18 protein-coding genes are annotated in these 19222 nt (G+C 45.5%); 15 read left to right on the top strand and 3 right to left on the bottom strand.

Features of this window, described 5'->3' with window-relative positions:
* The 9 genes from zwf to hflC all read left to right on the top strand — a co-directional run.
* A partial coding sequence (gene zwf, locus HQK80_02800; protein ID MBF0221150.1) for a glucose-6-phosphate dehydrogenase occupies positions 1 to 1096 on the top strand: 1096 nt, incomplete at its 5' end.
* Positions 1097 to 1119: 23 nt separating this feature from the next.
* Positions 1120 to 1452: a carboxymuconolactone decarboxylase family protein gene (locus HQK80_02795; GenBank protein ID MBF0221149.1), complete on the top strand. Its 333-nt coding sequence runs from the start codon at positions 1120 to 1122 to the stop codon at positions 1450 to 1452.
* Between the two features lie 146 nt (positions 1453 to 1598).
* Complete coding sequence (gene arsS / locus HQK80_02790; protein ID MBF0221148.1) at positions 1599 to 2555, top strand: arsenosugar biosynthesis radical SAM protein ArsS; 957 nt, start codon at positions 1599 to 1601, stop codon at positions 2553 to 2555.
* Positions 2556 to 2621: 66 nt separating this feature from the next.
* The gene (locus HQK80_02785) at positions 2622 to 3314 is read left to right on the top strand and encodes a TVP38/TMEM64 family protein (GenBank protein MBF0221147.1); all 693 of its coding nucleotides are present in this window, start codon (positions 2622 to 2624) and stop codon (positions 3312 to 3314) included.
* 155 nt (positions 3315 to 3469) lie between these two features.
* On the top strand, positions 3470 to 4825 hold the full coding sequence (gene cutA, locus HQK80_02780; GenBank protein MBF0221146.1) for a divalent cation tolerance protein CutA: 1356 nt from the start codon (positions 3470 to 3472) through the stop codon (positions 4823 to 4825).
* A 9-nt stretch (positions 4826 to 4834) separates the two neighbouring features.
* Positions 4835 to 5560: a DUF1624 domain-containing protein gene (locus tag HQK80_02775; protein MBF0221145.1), complete on the top strand. Its 726-nt coding sequence runs from the start codon at positions 4835 to 4837 to the stop codon at positions 5558 to 5560.
* A gap of 19 nt (positions 5561 to 5579) precedes the next feature.
* Complete coding sequence (locus tag HQK80_02770; GenBank protein MBF0221144.1) at positions 5580 to 6494, top strand: rhomboid family intramembrane serine protease; 915 nt, start codon at positions 5580 to 5582, stop codon at positions 6492 to 6494.
* A 112-nt stretch (positions 6495 to 6606) separates the two neighbouring features.
* Positions 6607 to 7722 (top strand): FtsH protease activity modulator HflK, encoded by a 1116-nt coding sequence (gene hflK, locus HQK80_02765; protein ID MBF0221143.1) that lies wholly within the window; start codon positions 6607 to 6609, stop codon positions 7720 to 7722.
* A gap of 27 nt (positions 7723 to 7749) precedes the next feature.
* Positions 7750 to 8670: a protease modulator HflC gene (gene hflC / locus HQK80_02760; protein ID MBF0221142.1), complete on the top strand. Its 921-nt coding sequence runs from the start codon at positions 7750 to 7752 to the stop codon at positions 8668 to 8670.
* Here hflC and HQK80_02755 read toward each other — a convergent pair.
* Positions 8667 to 9344 carry a hypothetical protein gene (locus HQK80_02755; GenBank protein ID MBF0221141.1) on the bottom strand — a complete coding sequence of 226 codons (678 nt, stop codon included), beginning with the start codon at positions 9342 to 9344 and terminating at the stop codon, positions 8667 to 8669. The two genes, hflC and HQK80_02755, sit on opposite strands and share 4 nt — an antisense overlap.
* 10 nt (positions 9345 to 9354) lie before the next feature.
* Entirely contained in the window at positions 9355 to 10020 is a 666-nt protein-coding gene (thiE, locus tag HQK80_02750; protein ID MBF0221140.1) for a thiamine phosphate synthase, read from the bottom strand.
* 245 nt (positions 10021 to 10265) lie between these two features.
* Between thiE and HQK80_02745 the strand changes: the two genes are divergently transcribed.
* The 3 genes from HQK80_02745 (at position 10266) to HQK80_02735 (ending at position 14298) form a co-directional block, all read left to right on the top strand.
* Positions 10266 to 11588 carry a citrate synthase gene (locus HQK80_02745; protein ID MBF0221139.1) on the top strand — a complete coding sequence of 441 codons (1323 nt, stop codon included), beginning with the start codon at positions 10266 to 10268 and terminating at the stop codon, positions 11586 to 11588.
* A gap of 189 nt (positions 11589 to 11777) precedes the next feature.
* Positions 11778 to 12719, top strand: coding sequence for a hypothetical protein (locus HQK80_02740; GenBank protein MBF0221138.1), 942 nt, complete (start codon positions 11778 to 11780; stop codon positions 12717 to 12719).
* A gap of 274 nt (positions 12720 to 12993) precedes the next feature.
* Positions 12994 to 14298: a pyridoxal phosphate-dependent aminotransferase gene (locus tag HQK80_02735; protein ID MBF0221137.1), complete on the top strand. Its 1305-nt coding sequence runs from the start codon at positions 12994 to 12996 to the stop codon at positions 14296 to 14298.
* Positions 14299 to 14400: 102 nt separating this feature from the next.
* On the opposite strand, the gene HQK80_02730 is transcribed toward HQK80_02735, so the two are convergent.
* Entirely contained in the window at positions 14401 to 15207 is an 807-nt protein-coding gene (locus HQK80_02730) for a carbonic anhydrase (protein MBF0221136.1), read from the bottom strand.
* A gap of 297 nt (positions 15208 to 15504) precedes the next feature.
* Here HQK80_02730 and grpE point away from each other — a divergent pair, with 297 nt between their 5' ends.
* From grpE to trpS, 3 genes are all read left to right on the top strand, one after another.
* Positions 15505 to 16101, top strand: coding sequence for a nucleotide exchange factor GrpE (gene grpE / locus HQK80_02725; GenBank protein ID MBF0221135.1), 597 nt, complete (start codon positions 15505 to 15507; stop codon positions 16099 to 16101).
* An 11-nt stretch (positions 16102 to 16112) separates the two neighbouring features.
* On the top strand, positions 16113 to 18032 hold the full coding sequence (dnaK, locus tag HQK80_02720) for a molecular chaperone DnaK (protein ID MBF0221134.1): 1920 nt from the start codon (positions 16113 to 16115) through the stop codon (positions 18030 to 18032).
* 125 nt (positions 18033 to 18157) lie between these two features.
* Entirely contained in the window at positions 18158 to 19123 is a 966-nt protein-coding gene (gene trpS, locus HQK80_02715; GenBank protein ID MBF0221133.1) for a tryptophan--tRNA ligase, read from the top strand.
* Positions 19124 to 19222: the final 99 nt, after the last annotated feature.

The following is a 19222-nucleotide window of genomic DNA, read 5'->3' as shown; positions in this document are numbered from 1 at the left end:
TGCTATTGCCACAGGTCTTGGTGCGGCCGGTTTGGAGAAAGGCGAAACGCAGAGTTCCTGGGCCCGGCTGGTCGTGGAAAAGCCGTTTGGTCATGATACGCAGTCGGCTATTGCACTTGACCGGATAATCAAGAAAAGCTTTGCTGAGGAGCAAGTTTTTCGAATCGATCATTATCTGGCCAAGGAGACCGTTCAAAATATTTTGATGCTCCGTTTTGCAAATACTATTTTTGAACCTATTTGGAACAGGAGTCATATTCAGTATATTGGCATAATAACTGCCGAGAAGCTCGGTGTAGAACATCGGGCCGGGTATTATGAGCAGTCCGGTGTGGTGCGGGATATGTTCCAAAATCACATGATGCAGCTCTTGGCTTTGACCTCCATGGAGCCGCCTTCCTTACTTGAACCGGACCGCGTCCGTGATGAAAAACTGAAGGTTTTTGGATCTCTGAAGCCTCTAAATGGCCAGACCTTGAACGACAATGTGATTTTGGGACAGTATGGTGCAGGTACTATTGGAGGAAAGGCAGTACCTGCCTACCGAAACGAGGATGGCGTTAACCCGAAATCCTGTACTCCGACCTTTGCGATGATGCGGCTCTTTGTTGATACCTGGCGCTGGAAAGGGGTGCCGTTTTACCTGGCCTCCGGAAAATGCCTGCAGGAAAAATTGACCAGAATTGTAGTGCAGTTTAAGGAGGTTCCGCACTCGTTGTTCCGTGGAGTGTTGGAGACAAATATTGCAGCTAATCGTCTGGTTATTGGAATTTACCCCGAAGAAAAGATTACCCTGCAGTTTGAGGCAAAGGGGCAGGGGCCAAGTCTCTGCCTTGAGCCGGTTGTTATGGAATATACATATCCCGAGGATACAGAGTTTTCATTTGATTCGTACGAAAAAGTTTTGTTTGACTGTATTCTAGGTGATCACATGCTTTTCTGGCACCAGCAGGGAGTTGAACGGGCCTGGTCGTTTCTGGACCCTGTCTTGGACTTATGTGATTGTGCTAAATACGAGAACACCCTTCAACCTTACGCAGCCGGTTCATGGGGGCCAGAGAGTGCCAGAGAGTGGATGCATCTTCTGGTTAATTGACAATTACGTATAGCGGAGTAGCCATGGAATCGTATTATCAGCCTGAAGATCTACCCAAATTTGCCGAGATCGGCCAAGAAGCGCCGGAATTGGCTAAAAAGTTTTTTGATTATTATAACGCTGTCTTTGCTGAGGGCGAGTTGAGTGAACGGGAAAAATCCCTTATTGCCTTGGCGGTGGCCCATGCTGTTCAGTGCCCTTATTGTATCGATGCCTATACGCAGACATGTTTGGAAAAAGGCTCGAATAAGGCGGAGATGACCGAGGCGATCCATGTGGCAACGGCCATCAGGGGTGGGGCTTCTCTGGTTCATGGGCTGCAGATGCGTAATACTGCTCAAAAACTCTCATTTTAAGCGGCACCACAGAACCGCAGAGTTGGGCTGTAAGGAGTTTTTATTTGTGCATAAAATAAAAAATCCCCCTGTGTTCCCCTTTTTAACGGGGGATTCAGGGGGATTTTCTGAAGGCTGAGACTTACTCATATTTGGTGCTACTTTAAATGACCAGTAAGCTTCCACAAATGGTTGAACCATTTTCTCAAAGTCTAAAAAGCAGGGGCTTGTCGCTGACCCGGCTCAAAAGTACAGTTCTGCAAATAAATGTCGGGCTTTTATGTAATCTTGCCTGTCGGCATTGTCATCTTGAGGCGGGACCGGCTCGGCAGGAAATCATGTCTGCAGATACTGTTTCACAGGTAGTTGAACTTTCTAAGCGATTCTCCTTTGGCGTCATAGACGTGACAGGAGGGGCTCCGGAGATGAACCCGCACATCCTTGATCTGCTTGGTGGCTTATCCGGGAGGGGCGCCAGAGTGATGCTGCGTTCAAATTTAACCGCCATGGATGGCCCTGGTCGGGAACAACTCATTGATCTCTGTCTGGATAAGAAAGTTGTGATTGTGGCATCGTTTCCAGCTTTGAATGAAACACAGGCGGAGTCGCAACGCGGTAAGGGTATTTTTCTGAAATCCATTGAAGTTTTACAGAGACTCAACGGGTTAGGCTATGGAAAAACGGGTTCGGGGCTAGAGCTTAATCTGGTTTCAAATCCCGCTGGTGCTTTTATCCCTAATAATCAGTCTCAACTTGAGGACAGATTCAGACAAATTCTGATGAACAAGTGGGGTATTGAGTTTAACCAGCTGTTTTCTTTTGCCAATGTTCCTTTGGGACGATTTAAGAAATGGCTTGTTGCTTCCGGGAATTATGTTTCGTATATGGAGAAACTGGCGCACAGTCAAAACCCCTGCGCTTTGGATGGCGTTATGTGCAGGTCACTGATATCTGTTGGCTGGGATGGGTATCTCTATGACTGTGATTTTAATCAGGCCATAGGACTGGGACTTGGGGGGCAGCAAATTCACATCAGCGAGCTTGAAGAGCTTCCTGTTCCTGGGCTGGAAATTGCCGTGTCTGACCATTGTTATGCCTGTACGGCAGGTTCAGGATTCACCTGAGGCGGGAGTATCAATACCTGAGTTTCAGGTTAACGACGTTGAAAAGGGTATGGTTTAGCAACAGTTATGAATAAGCTAGGACAAAAAATAGTTATTTTGGCCGTGGGGGTTCTTTGTGTCGGCCTATTTGTATACTTCGACCTTGATCAATATCTGACGCTTGCTTATTTGAAAGAGTCTCAGGCACAGCTTCTTGATATCTATACCAACAACCCGTGGCGCTTTATTGCCGGGTATATGGTTGTGTATGTTCTGGTGACAGGTCTTTCGTTGCCAGGGGCTGTAGTCTTGACGCTGGCCGGTGGCGGCTTGTTTGGCCTAGTTGTTGGTACGGTGGTAGTATCTTTTGCCAGTACGATCGGCGCCACTTTGGCCTGCCTTGTTTCACGATTTTTGTTGCAGGATTGGGTTCAGGGTAAATTTGGCGATAAGTTGGTGGCGATTAATCAGGGTATTGAAACGGAAGGGGCCTTTTATCTGTTCACTTTACGGTTGATTCCTGTTTTTCCATTTTTTGTGATCAACCTGGTGATGGGGCTGACGACCTTGCCAATACGAACTTTTTTTTGGGTTTCTCAACTTGGAATGCTGGCTGGGACTATGGTTTTTGTCAATGCCGGAAAGGAACTTGCCAAGATTGATTCCTTGAGTGGTATTCTCTCTCCTGGGCTACTGTTCTCGTTTGCAGTCTTAGGGGTTTTCCCGATCACTGTCAAGAGACTGCTGGTGTGGTATAAAGCAAAATTCATGGTTGGTTGAGAACTATCACTTTGATGATCCTCGTTTTTACGGTATAAGAAAATTTCATATAAAATCTGCAAATGTCGATGACAACAGTTACAGTTCGGTGGTTTTCGCTATTTGGGTGTCCCCACCTGAATAGTTAAATAAAATTTATCCTTAAGGAAATAAAAATGAATATTGGCTGGACTACCGTCGCAAATGCTGGCGATGCTGAAAATATGGCAAGAGAACTTGTTGAGGCTCATTTGGCGGCATGTGTTCAAATAGACGGCCCGATTACCAGTTTTTATCGAATGGATGGGCATGTTGAAAACGAACAGGAGTACCGGGTTACCGTTAAGTTTGTTTCTGAAAACACCGAAAAGATTGAGGCCTGGATTAACGACAACCATCCATATGATATTCCCCAGTGGCTTTCGATATCTGCTGAACGTGTAAACTACTCGTACAGGAAATGGGCTGAGTCTGGAGTTGAGCAAAAAACAGGACATAAGCCCAAGAAAGACGTATTGCGTCTGAGTAAGTTAGGCAGGAACTATTTGCGCAAGCGAAGGTTTCATGAAGCCGAGAATGTATTTCTTGAAGCGCTCGAACTCGATAGTAAGAATGCCTATATTCTGGTCGGTCTTGGTGATACCACTCGCGAGCTTAAAAAATACGAAGGATCGATCAGTTATTACGAGAAAGTGCTTGAGTTTGACTCGGTTAATGTTTTTGCCTTGCGAGGGATTGGCGATGCCTATCGGGGGATTTTGCAGCATAAAAAGGCTATCCCCTACTGGTTGCGATACTTGGAGTGCAACAAGGATGACATCTACGTGATGGTGAGGCTTGCCGAGTCTTTTAATAAGACTGGTAATTTTGAAAAAGCTGAGGCTTTCTATCTGAAAGCTCTCGCTGTTAACCCTGAGGATAAGTACGCTTTACTGGGCCTGGGAAGTTTATACTATAAGATCGAAGATGATGAAAAAGCCCTGCAACTTTTTGAAAAACTTCTGGGCCTTGACGGTGGCTACGTTGCCGTTCTGACAATGGTTGGCAATATTTATCGCAGAAGAAAAGAGTATGAGACTGCAGCGGAATATTACGAAAAGGCAACCAGTATTGAAGAGTGGAATACCTTTGCTTTATATGGCCTTGGTGATAGTCATCGAGGGCTCGGAAATCTGGAAAAAGCGGTGTTCTGGTGGTCAAAGATACTGCATAATGAACCTAATAACCAGGATCTGCTCACCCGGGTTGGCGATGCCATGATGAACATGGATCGTTCTGCTGAATCACTGGAACATTACATGCGCAGTTTGCAGGTTGGCTTTGACCTTTACGCTTTACTGGGAATGTCCAGACTTCATCGTAATCATGGCGACTGGCTGGATGCTGAACGATGTTGCCTTGAAATTCTTGAGAAGGTTCCTGCCCATCAACGAAGCTTGACTGAGCTTATAGAAATCTATAAAGGCATGGGCAATAAAGATAAAGTGAACGAGATTCAGTCCATTATTGACACCCTGGAGCAGGATGGCTGATTCAGGGTCTTGGTTGCATTACAAAAAAACAGAGTTTGGGAGATTGATTGTCTGCGCGGGGTGGCGGTATGCCTGATGCTGATTTCCAATTTCTTGTTTGACCTCTACTATTTTTACTCTCTTGGTAATCCGGAGTCTGGTTTTCTGGCCTATTTTTCAAGGGCTGTGGCCGGACTTTTTCTTTTTGTGGTCGGGGTCTCCCTGACGCTTTCCGTAAATAAAACAACTGTTTTGCCCAGTAAGAAAATTTGGCTACGCAGTGCGAAATTATTGGTTGTCGCTATGGGTATTAGCCTGGCAACCTATGTTGCGGTCGGACAGGATTTTGTGGTTTTTGGTATTCTGCATTTAATATCGGTCAGTATTGTCCTTGGTTATTTTTTCTTGGGATGCCCCTGGCTAAGTTTGATCGTCGGTATTAGTGTGTTGTCTCTTGCGCCATACCTTGGTGTGGCGCAAGAAGGCAGCTGGTGGCTGGTATGGTTTGGTATCCCGCCGGTGGGGTTTCATAGTGTTGATTATACTCCGCTGATTCCCTGGTTTGGCCCTGTGCTTATCGGTATTTTTGTTGGGAAGATGGTCTATCGGCAGGGAGAAACTTTGTTTAAGGGCAGGGGCGACCGGCACGGTTTTATTCTGAAAACGTTAGGGCTGTTGGGCAAAAACTCTTTGGTGATCTATTGCCTTCATCAACCGATTCTCTGGGGTGGTTTTGTGGCGTTTGGCATGCTTTAGAAGCCTCTGGTAAGGATATATGAACGATCTTATAGAAAGTAACCAGTCAAAACTTGTGAAGCTATTGCCTGGTCAGGGGAGCCAGAATGGTTTTATGGTAAAAACCAAGGCTGAGGCCTGGTCGTTAGTTTTGCTTTCGGTAAATATAACCCATCGCCTTGTTCAGTCACTGAATGGTTGGGAGATTCTGGTTAACGAGACAGATGCTCTGGTTGCCCGGCATCATCTTGAACGATATGAAGCAGAAAACAGTCGGTGGCCTACCGTTAAATCATCACCGGCTTCAAGCCCTGTTGTCAGTTGGTGGACGCTGCTGTTTTGCAGTTTGCTCGTCGTTTTTTTTAGTTTTACGGGGCCATGGTCGGATTCTATCTGGTTTACCCGGGGTGCAATTCAGTCAGGTGCAATCAAGGAGCAGTTGCAACTGTGGAGGTTGGTAACGGCGCTTACGCTTCATGCCGATATAGGCCATGTTATGGGTAATGTCTGCCTGGGCGGTGTACTCATTGCCTTTCTGGCAGGTCTCACCGGCACAGGAACTGCCTGGATGCTTGCTGTGCTGGCAGGCATTACAGGAAATCTGCTGAATGTCTTCTTCCACTCCGGGACCCATAATTCCATCGGTTTTTCAACGGCTGTATTTGGTGTTATTGGAGCCTTTTGTGGGATACGGGCTTTTCGAGACGGCATGTTGAACATTTTACTCCCTCTTGGGGCAGGACTCGGATTGCTGGCAATGCTTGGTGCGGGCGGAGAACGAACAGATCTGGGCGCCCATGTCTGGGGTATGATTGCAGGTATGGGGCTGGGTGGGGCGTATCACTATTTTGACCCAGTTCAGATTTATTCAAAAAATGGGCGATTGCAGAATATTCTAACAGCATCAGTTCTAGTGGGAGTGGCTCTTGCATGGAGTTTGGCATTGTCTGGCTGATTGCAAACCAAAAGAATATAATTAAAAGTGCTTGTAAATTTGTTGCAGTATGCTTAACTTGAGCTGAGTTTCAATCCAGCGATTTCGCATCTATTAATTTTTGAGGGTTACAATGACAGATCAAAATCAGCCTCCGCAATGGGGCAAAAAGAAGGGGCCGTCTTCTCCGGAAGAGTTGATTGCCGCCCTTCTGAAAAAGATAAAGGATAGTTTTGAAGGGGGTAGTGACAAAGGTTCAGGTGGAAGCCGTTCTGCATCAGATGAAGGGGGAATGCCTCCGGGCATCGGCAAGGTAATTCCGCAAATACTGCTGGTTGTTGCGGCCTTGTTTGTCGTTAATATTTTGTCGTCGTCCTTTTATACAATTGAGCCTGGAGAGCAGGGTCTTGTTTTACGTTTTGGGAAATTCCTGAAAATTACCAATCCGGGGCTTAACTTCAAGGTCCCACTGCTAGACTCTCTTTATAAGGTCGATGTGGAAACCGTTCGCAAGGAGGAGTTTGGTTTCAGAACTCGGGTTCCAGGGCAAAAGACAACCTTTGATAAACGGGGCTATCAGACAGAGTCACTGATGCTGACTGGTGATAAAAACGTTATTGATGTTGCCTGGATTGTTCAATACAAGGTTAGTGACCCCTTAAATTTTATTTTTAAAGTGAAGGATCCCCAGCAGGCGGTGCGGGATGTTTCTGAAAAGGCAATACGTCGGGTTGTCGGTAACCAGGACTTTGACTTTGCCCTGCAAAATCGTGAAATTATAGAAACCCGTACAACTCGTGAACTGCAGAGCACGCTGGATGTCTTCGAATCAGGTATAAGAATAGTCACCGTGAAACTACAGGATGTAAATCCGCCCGAAACCGTGAAGCCTGCTTTTAACGAGGTGAATGAAGCGGATCAGGACATGAAGCGCCTGGTCAATGAGGCTGAGGAAACCTATAATCGGGTTATTCCTAAGGCAAAAGGTAGTGCGAAGCAGATCCTTGAAGAGGCCCATGGTTATGCAGTCGAAAGGGTTAACCTCTCCCAAGGTGAGGTCGGCAGGTTCTTAAATATTCTGCGTGAGTACAGTGGGGCTAAAGAGGTGACTCGCCGCCGGATGTATCTCGAGACAATGGAGAAAATTCTGCCGGAAGTTGAGTCGATTTATATGCTTGATGAAAGTCAGAAATCTATCCTGCCATTATTTGATATTTCAAAAAACAGCGGCAGCCTTCCGGGCAAATAACCTAGAAACAGACAAAGGAACATAACTTTGAACTCAATATTACGATTTTTCTTTATTGGCATAGTCTTGGCGCTAATTGTGACGGTTTGGGATGGTTTTTTTATCCTGCCAGAAGGTCAGCAAGCTGTAGTTACGCAATTTGGTGCTCCGGTCGGCGATCCGGTAGTTGATGCCGGTTTGCACCTGAAAACACCTTTTATTCAGGATGTTGCTTACTTTTCGAAAAAGATACTGATTTGGGATGGTGATCCAAATCAGATTCCAACCAAGGACAAGACCTTTGTCTATATCGATGTTACGGCCCGATGGCGTATTTCTGATGCCCTGCAATTTTTGCAGGCAGTCAACAATGAAACACGGGCAATGACGATTCTTGATGATATTATCGATTCGGCAGCACGTGATTTAGTCAATAAGAATGATCTCGTTGAAATTATACGAAGTTCTGATTGGGCACCTGGTGAGAGTGCAAAAGGGGCCTCACTTGATGATACGATCAGCTTGGGACGTGATAAAATGGAGGTTATGATTTTGAAAATAGCCTCTGAGGCAACACCAAAATACGGAATCGAACTTGTTGATGTCATGTTCAAGCGTGTAAACTATACTGAACAGGTTCGCCTTAAAGTATATGAGAGAATGATCTCAGAGCGTAAACGGATTGCCGCTGAAAAACGATCTTTCGGTGAAGGAGAGAAAGCTGAAATTCTTGGTAAGGTAGAGCGTGAGTTAAAAATGATTACCTCGACTGCAAGCGAAGAGGCCCAACAGATTAGGGGCCGGGCGGATGCTGAGGCCACAAAAATCTATGCTGATGCCTACAGTCAGGATCCTGAGTTTTATGCCTTCATGAAAACATTGGAGAGTTACGAAAAAACCATGGGTAAAAATACCAAACTGGTTATCTCTTCTGACTCAGAGTTCTATAAATATCTTAACAATCTCTAATCCTGAGGCCCTGCCCCCGCAAAGCCGATGCTCTGGTCGGTGACCGAAAAAGGAATTCGACCCTTTTTCTCCAGGGTTTTAAGGAATTTGTCGAGTTGGATCTCTGTCTTGAACTGTTTCTGTTTCGTTTGAGAGAAACGACAGTTGCAGTTTGCCAGCTGGCCCTGGCACCAGGGACAGATTTCAACTGGACATCCGAATCGGTGCAACTCACCGTCTTTTACCGAACAGACCTTGCAGAGTTCCTTATTGATGTGGGCAGGAACATACAAGGGGAACTCACCAATGTTTTGATATTTTTCAAGGGCCTTTTCGTGGGTAGTCTTGAAAAAATCAAGTACCTCCTCGTCCCAGATTCCGTCTTTGGCTGTCCCCAGAAAGAGTGCTCCTTCGTGGTTTGCTATATAGAGGTAGGTGTCTATATTGGTGCTGATTGCAGTGAGGAATGTGCCATCCTGGTAGTCTAACTGACGAATGACTCGGATGGTATCGTTCTGGGCTTCAGGCAGATAACTGTAGAATTCGTGGAAAATATTCAGGGCAATATAGTCCGACTCATATTTGTCGAGAAGTTTTATGGCGTCTTCTTGCTCATCAGGTTCTACTGCATAATCGATGAGGAGAAGAATAGCTTTTTTGGTGTCTGATAGGTTCACGGTGTGCGAAGTTTCCATAGTTTATTTTTTACCGCTCTTGTTTTAGTTGGTCAAGCCAGAGTCTGGTTTCGGTGGCCATCTCTTCTGCCTGGGTGATTGCAGTGACTACCGCAATTCGATGAGCGCCATGGGCGGTTAGCTCTGCAACATGGTTGAGCTTGATTCCCCCCATGACGGTGAAAGGCAGATCTGAATGTGATGAGAATAGTTTGATCGCTCCTGTTCCAAGAAAAGAAGACAGACCCTCTTTGGTCGATGTCGGAAAGATAGGTCCGATATTATAGTAGGAAGCGCCTAATCCCGCAGCCTTTGCGGCCTGATCTTCAGTGTTTGCTGAAACGCCTATGATCATTTCCGGAGCCAGTTTTCGAGCCTCGTTGGCTGGCAAGTCACTGTTGCCAAGATGAACGCCATCGGCACCAACAGCTAAGGCAATATCGATTCTGTTGTTTATGATGAGAAGCGCATTGGCCTGCTGCGTTTTTTTTCGAAAAATTTTTGCCTTCTCAAACACAGTTTTGTCGTCAGAGAGTTTGTCGCGAAGTTGAACAATTTTTGCGCCACCGGCAAGCACTGCTTCAAGCCATTCGATGTCACTTCGGCCATTGGCCAGTTCTTCACAGGAAACTGGATACAGGGTCACCTTTTCGATGAAATGTTTGAGGCGGGTTTTGTGTGTCGATGCGGTGGGCATTGAAAGAAAAAGGATTTTTTGTTATAGTTAGGGCTTATTTCGTTGCGCAATGGCAATGCCATCGAATGAGAACTGCCTTATGATCCCTCTTTTAACGGATTATGTGCAGTTGCGCAAGTCTGCTGTGGAACGCTGTTATTCGTTTGTCTGGATGGTATTGAAGTAGTGGGGCTTGGACTGTCAGCTACTTATGTCAGGCTGTTGTTTGTTTTTAAATTGGTTTTTTGCAAAAAAATGGTGTCGTTATGGGATTTGAAAAATTTTTAAATGGTCAGAAGGTTGAGTTGGTTCTTGACGGAGAAAAGTTTGAGTTTCCTATTGTTGAAGGTACTGAGGGTGAGAAGGCGATTGATATCAGTTCGTTGCGCTCAAGCACCTCTCTGATTACCCTGGACTATGGTTTTGTTAATACGGGTTCCTGTACAAGTAAAATAACCTTTCTTGATGGTGAAAAAGGGATTCTGAGCTATCGTGGCTACGCGATAGAAGAGTTGGCTGAACAATGTCTTTTTGTCGAGGTTGCTTATCTCTTGGTTCATGGCTGTCTGCCAACCGAAACTGAGCTTGATCATTTTAAGCATCTTATGAATAAGTATTCGCTGCTTCATGAGGATATGGTTCACTTTTTTGACCGGTTTCCTCCTGGCTCGCCGCCAATGTCAATTTTATCCTCAATGGTAAACTCTCTCTGTGTGTTTTATCCTGAGATGATTGATAATCCGTTGGAGAATCTGGACAGAATGGCCGCACGCTTAATCTCAAAAGTGAGAACCATAGCGGCCTTTTCCTACAGAAAAGCAATGGGGCACCGTTTGGTCTACCCCCGACATGATTATTCGTACTGTGCTAACTTTTTGAACATGATGTTTGACTCGCCAGTAATGCCTTACGAGGTCGACCCCATAGTGGTTAATGCCTTAAATAAACTTTTAATTTTACATGGTGATCATGAACAAAACTGCTCGACATCGACGGTTCGTCTTGTCGGCAGTGCTCATGTGAATCTTTATGCCTCGATTTCAGCGGGCATAAGTGCTCTCTGGGGCCCATTGCATGGCGGTGCAAATCAGGCGGTTATTGAGATGCTGGAAAGAATCTATTATGAGGGCGGAAACTATAAAAAATATATTGAAAAAGCCAAAGATAAAAACGATCCATTTCGTCTGGTTGGCTTTGGGCACCGGGTATACAAGAGTAATGATCCCCGGGCTCGGATTATTAAGAAAGCCTGCGATGATGTATTGACGGCTTTAAATGTCTCTGATCCATTGCTTGATATTGCCAAAGAGATTGAAGAAGTGGCCTTGACTGATGACTATTTTATCTCCCGTAATCTCTATCCTAATGTCGATTTCTATAGTGGTATTATCTATAAGGCCATTGGTATTCCAACTGACATGTTCACGGTGATGTTTGCCCTGGGCCGTCTGCCAGGCTGGATAGCGCACTGGAAGGAGATGTGGGATGATGAGAACTGGCGCATCGGTAGACCACGCCAGATCTACATCGGGCCCCAAAAAAGAAGATTTGTCCCTATTGGCGCTCGCAGTGTTTGCCAGGAAAAATGATAAGAATCAGCTGGTTAGGTGATTAACTGGTTAACTTTTGAAGAAGTTACCAGAAAAGTAAAAAATATTTTAAAGTTGTTTTGATGCCTTGCCGATAGGATACTCAGGGAGCAGTCTGTTTTGCTCGGCGGTGCATCTGCCTGGGAACTGTTTAGGTTCTGGCGGGCTATTAGAAAAACGGCTTGATATATGTCTATTGTCGATATTAATTCACTACTTTCAACCATACCATCGTATCCGGTCAGTTCCGGAGTCGGGTCGTTTGAGCAAGCGCTAAAGCCGCGGGTTGAACAGCCTGAAAATAAAGATCGCTTTACACGCGGACAATATTGGCGAAATCAGGCAGTCTCTTCTGGTTTTGCAGGCTTGCAAGGCGCTGCGAATACCTATTCACGTTCTAACTTGGTTGCAAGGGTTAGACCTTCCCAGGGTGAAAGCGCTCCCTTTTTAGAAGAGTCCAGTAAGCCAGTTTCTCCAGCCGACGGAAAAAAATCTACCGAAATTTCATCTTCAGACCAAGAAAAACTAGCTCCGAACGAACCAACCAAGCCCACGGGTGAAGCCCTGACGCAATCTGAAAAAGCGATCTTGGAGTCGTTGAAGAAAGCCGACCAGGCCGTTCGCGTGCATGAAATGGCTCATTTGGCGGCGGCTGGAGGTTTAGCCAAGGGTGGGGCCACCTTTAAGATGCAAAAGGGGCCAGATGGACAGAGTTATGCGGTCGGAGGTGAAGTTCAGATCGATATGTCAAAGGGGGAAACCCCTGAAATCACAGTGCAGAAAATGCGAACTGTGAGGCGGGCAGCCCTTGCTCCAGCTGATCCCTCGCCCCAGGATCAGAAAGTAGCAGCCCAGGCCACCATCAATATAGCTCAAGCCACTCAGGAACTCAATTTGAGCAAGGCTCAGTCCGGCGAGGCTAAAGATCCGCAAGCTGAGAAGGTCTCTGACGATCAGGATAGATTGTCTGCCGGCAGCGTGTATAGGGAGTTCGGCCAAGCCCTAACTCAACAAAATTCCCCCGGCCCCAGAGAGGCAAGCTCTCTTAGGCAAAATATTGCTAGTTATGGGCAAGCGCCCTCGCTTTCACCGAGTAACTTGGGGGCATCTGCCGTCAATATTGTTGTTTAGGCAAAATATCACAAAACAAAGGACTGTGCCGAAAGTTGTTTGCGGTCTTTCTGGTTCCACCCATCCCTGCCAGTTAAATAAAACTACCTCGACAATTCCGCAAGAGTCAACCGGCTTGAAATCTCTGGAATGCCGTGTCGCTGCGAAACACCCTGTATCAAATATCAAGTTTTGCAACCAAATCTTTGCATTATTATATGCTTTGCGTTAAAGAATGTTTTTGTGTTATTTCTTTTTTAATTTATTTACCCTCGTTATGGGGTGGGAGTTTGGGATGCGTGCAGATATAGTCCATATGGGAGCTGGAGAGCTTACATATGAAATACGGAATATTGTTAGTGTCGGCCAGAAAATTCAAAGTCTTGGTACTCGTGTCTATTGGGAAAATATTGGTGACCCGATAGCAAAGGGAGAGCATATTCCCCAGTGGATGAAAGATATTGTGTGTGAAGCTGCGCAGCTGGATTCAACTTACGGCTATTCGCCGACCAAAGGTGTTCTTGCGACCAGGGAGTATATTGCTGAGCAGACAAATTCTCGGGGGAAGGTGCAGATTACACCTGAGGATATTATCTTCTTTAATGGCCTGGGTGATGCCATCGGTAAAATTTTTGGTTTTTTAAAGAGAACAGCCCGGGTGGTAGTCCCGACCCCAAGTTACACAACCCACTCTTCTGCTGAGGCCGCTCACGCTGCCGATAGACCGGTTACCTATAAGTTGGATCCAAATAATCACTGGTATCCAGATCTGGATGATCTCGAAAAGAGAATAAAATATAATCCTGCTGTTGTTGGGATTTTGATTATTAACCCCGACAATCCAACCGGCGCCGTCTACCCGGAAGAGATTTTACGGGGCATGATCGGACTTGCCAAAAAGTATGATCTGTTTGTTATTGGTGACGAGGTCTATCTGAACATTGTCTACAATGACTACAAAACGTTGCCGATCTCTGACTTGATTGGCGATGTGCCAGCAATTGCAATGCGTGGCATGTCAAAAGAGATGCCGTGGCCAGGTGGCCGTTGTGGTTGGATTGAGGTCTATAATGGCGAAAAGAATCCAATGTTTCAGCGTTATGTGAACTCAATTCTTAATGCCAAGATGCTGGAGGTATGTTCGACAACATTGCCGCAGGTGGTCCTGCCTAAACTTTTAAGCCATCCTCAGTATCAGGAATACTTGCAGGAGCGCATCGCCCGCTATGAGCGTTACTCAAATATTGCCTATGACTGTTTGAAAAATGTGGACGGTATTTTAGTGAATTGTACCAATGGGGCCTTCTATATGAGCATTGTTTTCGAGGATGGCCGTCTTACCGATAAACAGACCCTGCAGATTGAACTCCAGGAAGTGAGAAAAGAGGTTGAACGATTAGTCAGCCAAAAAGGTGTTTCACTGGATAAGCGTTTTGTTTACTATTTGCTTGGTGCCACCGGAGTGTGTACGGTGCCGCTCACATCCTTTGCGACTGAGTTAAACGGAGTTCGGGTAACGATACTGGAGAAGGACGAAAAAACATTTCGCTATATTTTCCAAACTATTGCATCGTCAATAAAAGAGTACCTGAACTCTTAGCAATGATTATAGGGGTTTTAACTTTTTTTAGTTAATAAATCGTGGTGTTAGATCTCTTGAGGTGTTTCTGCTGGTGTAGAAAATGATGTTGTATTATTTATTTTATTTTTTGACCTTTGGCTTTACATCTTTTTCTGCCGGTTTGGCCGGTAGCCGCTGCCTGCCAATGTTAGTCTGTATTGTCTTGAGGCCAATAGGCTTGATGAGCTCCATGGCTTTTAACTTTGCAGAGTTTCGTTCCCCATTGACATTGATAATGAGGAGACGGCCAGCCCCATGCTGGTAAGAGTTGTTAAGGTCAAGAATGCTGCCAACGACGACTAAACGTCCACTGGCAACTCTATCCTGGTAGCGGGCCAAGGCCATATCGACCTGATAATCCACGTTCGCCTCTACATTCCTGATCAACCTTTCTTCGTACTCTAAATCTTTATTGTCCCTGTATAGGGCCAGATGCAGATGATCCAACTCACGTCTGATGGCTGGGGATAAATCCTGGTAGCCTTCCATGAAGAGCTGGACAGATTTGTTGTCGGAACTGGAAGTAATCATGAGTACCGGGGTTAGTAGATGCCGGATGCCATAATCAATTGCCCCGGTGTCAAGTTCAAGCTGGTTTCCGAAGTTTCGGATAGAGAATATCTGGGTTTCAGGGGCGGCTATCATGTTTGAAACAATACGCTCATCCGATTCGGCAAGCCAGGTAAGGTAGGGTGTCGTGGCGGATTCCTGGCCTGTTATTCCTGCCGAAATAGCAGTGTCGTTGGCGGCTAGAACAGACTTTATAATGGTGTATGGCGGAATGCCGGCACGGATCTTGTTGAGGTTTCTCATCTTGGCGTTGCCGGGGGCGGCCAGTGTGGAAAAAGCCAGGGTAATGATCAGGACAGCGCAAAGTTTCTGGAACATAGGTCTCGACTTATTTGAAAGGTGAAATGATCTGAGCCAAAGGCGTTATCTTTTTATCGGATCGATACGACGAAAAGTTGAAAATAAAGTACAGAAAATAGGCCTGTTATTCAAAGGAAATTGTTGCAAATATTGGGAAAATCTATTTTGTCTGGTCTCCTTGACAACCAATAACTCAATACATATTGTTGCTCTCAACCAGCGTCAAGGCGGGTGAAAGTCATGAATGTCACGGTCGAAAACGCTGCATTTTTTTGTGTGGGCAGTGGAAAAATGTTTTCGAATTAGGAGGAAGCAGTGTCGAAGAACAAAAATCAAAAAACTTCAGAAGATGAAGTTGTTGTAAATGATGATGGTGTGGAAACAACTGAAGAATCTGTAGAGACGGCAGACGGACAGGAAGTAGAGTCGGATAGTGCCGGTGAAGATTCGGAAGGTAACGCCTGTGATCAGCTGAAGGCAGACAATACAGAGTGTCAAGATAAGTTGCTGCGTTTAGCCGCTGAGTTTGAAAACTACAAGAAGAGAATGATCCGAGATAAGCAGACGGCTTTAAAGTATGCAGAAGAAAATATTTTAAAAGACCTGCTGCCAGTTCTTGATAATCTGGAAAGAGCTATGAACCAAGAGGGCGCGACCAGTGATGTCAACACGCTGCTTGAGGGGGTTGACTTAACCTTGAAAGGCTTGCTGGCAACAATAAAAAAATATGGTCTTGAACCAATTGAAAGTGTGGGCAAGCCATTTGACCCTAATTTGCATGAAGCTCTGGTGATGGAAGCAAGTGACGAAGTGCCGGCTCAGTGCGTACTGCGCGAGTTTGAAAAAGGATATTATTTTAAAGAACGACTTCTACGAGCAGCTAAGGTGGTTGTCTCCAAGGGTCAGGAGTAAGGAGAAATAACATGGGAAAGATAATTGGAATTGACTTGGGGACAACCAACTCGTGCGTGGCTATTATGGAAGGTGGTGATCCACAGGTTATTACAAATGTGGAAGGCAATAGAACGACCCCTTCAATTGTGGCTATTTCCGACGGAGGAGAACGACTGGTTGGTCAGGTTGCCAAGCGTCAGGCAGTAACTAATCCGACCAAAACACTGTTTGCAATTAAACGACTTATCGGACGAAAGTTTACGGATCCTGAGGTCACAAAAAGCGTGGGGATGAGCCCTTTTAAAATCGTTAAAGGCCCGGATGGAGATGCTGTTGTTGAAGTTGACGGCAAGAACTATGCGGCTGCTGAGATTTCAGCAATGATTTTAGGTAAGATGAAGCAGACTGCTGAAGAGTACCTGGGTGAACCTGTTACAGAAGCTGTAATTACAGTGCCTGCCTACTTTAATGACAGTCAGCGCCAGGCAACAAAAGATGCCGGCAAGATTGCCGGGCTTGATGTGAAACGAATCATTAACGAGCCGACTGCGGCAGCACTCGCCTATGGTCTTGACAAAAAACACGAAGAAAAAATTGCGGTATTTGATCTTGGCGGCGGTACCTTTGATGTCTCCATCCTTGAGATTGGTGATGGTGTCTTTGAGGTAAAATCAACCAATGGAGATACCTTTCTTGGTGGTGAAGACTTTGATATGCGGATTGTTAACTGGCTGGCTGACGAGTTTAAACGTGATCAGGGTATTGATCTTCGTTCGGACAAGATGGCACTTCAACGATTGAAAGAGGAAGCCGAAAAGGCAAAGCAAGAGCTTTCAACCACCAAAGAGACAGATATAAATCTGCCATTTATTACGGCGGATGCCTCAGGGCCAAAACATCTAAATATCAAGATGAGCCGGGCTAAACTTGAATCTTTGGTTGGTGATTTAGTTGATAGAACTGCAGGCCCGTGCCTGACTGCCCTCAAAGATGCCGGTCTGTCTGCCTCCGACATTGATGAAGTAATTCTGGTTGGCGGGATGACCCGTATGCCGATGGTTCAGGCCAAAGTTAAAGCGATATTTGGCAAAGATCCTCACAAAGGTGTTAATCCTGACGAAGTTGTTGCTATTGGTGCCGCTATCCAGGGCGGTGTGCTTCGCGGTGATGTAAAGGATGTTCTGCTGCTTGATGTAACCCCGCTTTCTCTCGGTATCGAAACCCTTGGCGGTGTAACAACCAAACTTATCGAGAAAAACACGACCATCCCATCGAAGAAAAGTCAGGTGTTCTCAACGGCGGCTGATAATCAGCCGGCAGTATCTATTCACATCCTCCAGGGTGAGAGAGAGATGGCTTCAGACAATAAGTCAATTGGCCGTTTTGAACTGGCTGACATACCGCCGGCACCGCGTGGAGTTCCCCAGGTTGAAGTTACTTTTGATCTGGATGCAAATGGTATCCTCCATGTATCTGCCAAAGACCTTGGTACAGGAAAAGAGCAGTCTATTAAGATTACAGCCTCAAGTGGTTTGTCTGAGGCTGAGATTGAAAAGATGAAAAATGACGCGGAGGCTCACGCTGACGAAGATAAGAAACGCAAAGAGATCGTTGAGGCCAAGAACCAGGCTGATTCCATTATCTATGCAACAGAGAAAAGTCTCAAAGAGGTTGGTGATAAAGTCGATGATGCCACTAAGAAATCTGTCGAGGATGGCATTGAAAAACTAAAGAAATCAATGACTGGCGATGATGCTTCTATCATTAAGGCTGATATTGAAACTCTGACCCAAGCCTCTCATAAACTTGCTGAGATCATGTACTCTCAAGCTTCAAAAGAGCACGGCGGCCCTGATGATGGCGCTGGAGCAGGTGCGGCTGGCCAAAAGGGTTCCTCAAAGAAAGATGACGATGATGTTGTTGATGCTGATTTTGAAGAGGTTAAATAATGTAGTTTTAGCCAGATAGCTTGGTTTATTGCGGACGGGAGTGCATTAACATTGCACTCCCGTTTTTTTTATGCAATAAAGAGCCTCGTAAAATTTTATTAATCAACGAACTCACGGGATTAACAATGAAAGTTCTCTCAGGAATTCAGCCTTCCGGGCAGCTGCACATAGGCAATTATCTAGGTATGATGCTGCCTATGATTGAAAATATGGATAAAGCCGAGCTTTATGCCTTTATAGTAAATTTTCATGCCATGACTTCAGTTCAGGACAAGGAAAAGCTAGCTACCGAAACAATGAATGCAGCAATTGATTTTCTGGCTTTGGGACTCGATCCCGATAAATGTATCTTTTGGGTTCAGTCGGATGTGCCGGAAGTGACGGAATTGACCTGGATACTTTCAACTTTGACACCTATGGGTTTACTGGAGCGTTGCCACTCCTACAAAGATAAGGTGGCTAAAGGCCTTCTTTCAAGTCATGGCCTTTTTTCATACCCTGTTCTAATGGCTGCAGATATTTTATTGTATCAGGCAGAAAAAATTCCGGTGGGAAAAGACCAGAAACAGCATATTGAAGTTGCCCGGGATATCGCCATTAAGTTTAACAACTCATTTGGCGATACCTTTGTTATTCCTGAGCCGGTGATTAGTGACAGCTTAGCAACAATACCCGGAGTTGACGGGCAGAAGATGTCAAAATCATATGGCAACACAATTAATATCTTCCAGACTGAGAAACAGTTGAAAAAAGCGGTTATGTCAATAATGACAGATGCAACTGCAGTTGAGGATCCGAAAAACCACGAAACCTGCAATCTTTTTACTATTTTCAAACTTTTTGCCCCGGAAGATCGTATTGCCCATGTTAAGAATCTCTATGTTAACGGCGGGGCAATGTACGGCACGATAAAATTAGAACTTGTTGATATCCTCTGGGAGTTTTTTCGTGAGGCACGGGAGAAGCGAGCTGATCTTGTTAATAATGAAAGTTATGTCCGGGATATATTAAAAAAAGGTGCCGCAAAAGCCCGCGAAAAAGCTGCTGTTACCCTTGATTTGGTTCGTGAACGGGTGGGGCTGAAATACTAATTTTAGGTTATTTGAAACAGTTGGTGAACACACTGATTGCAGATCAACCCAGAGGCTCTGGCGCTGCCAGGTTGATCTGCCGTTACGCTAAATGGGTAA

This window comes from Desulfobulbaceae bacterium (assembly GCA_015231515.1).
Lineage (GTDB): Bacteria > Desulfobacterota > Desulfobulbia > Desulfobulbales > VMSU01 > JADGBM01.
This window is presented reverse-complemented; position numbering and strand designations above follow the sequence as displayed.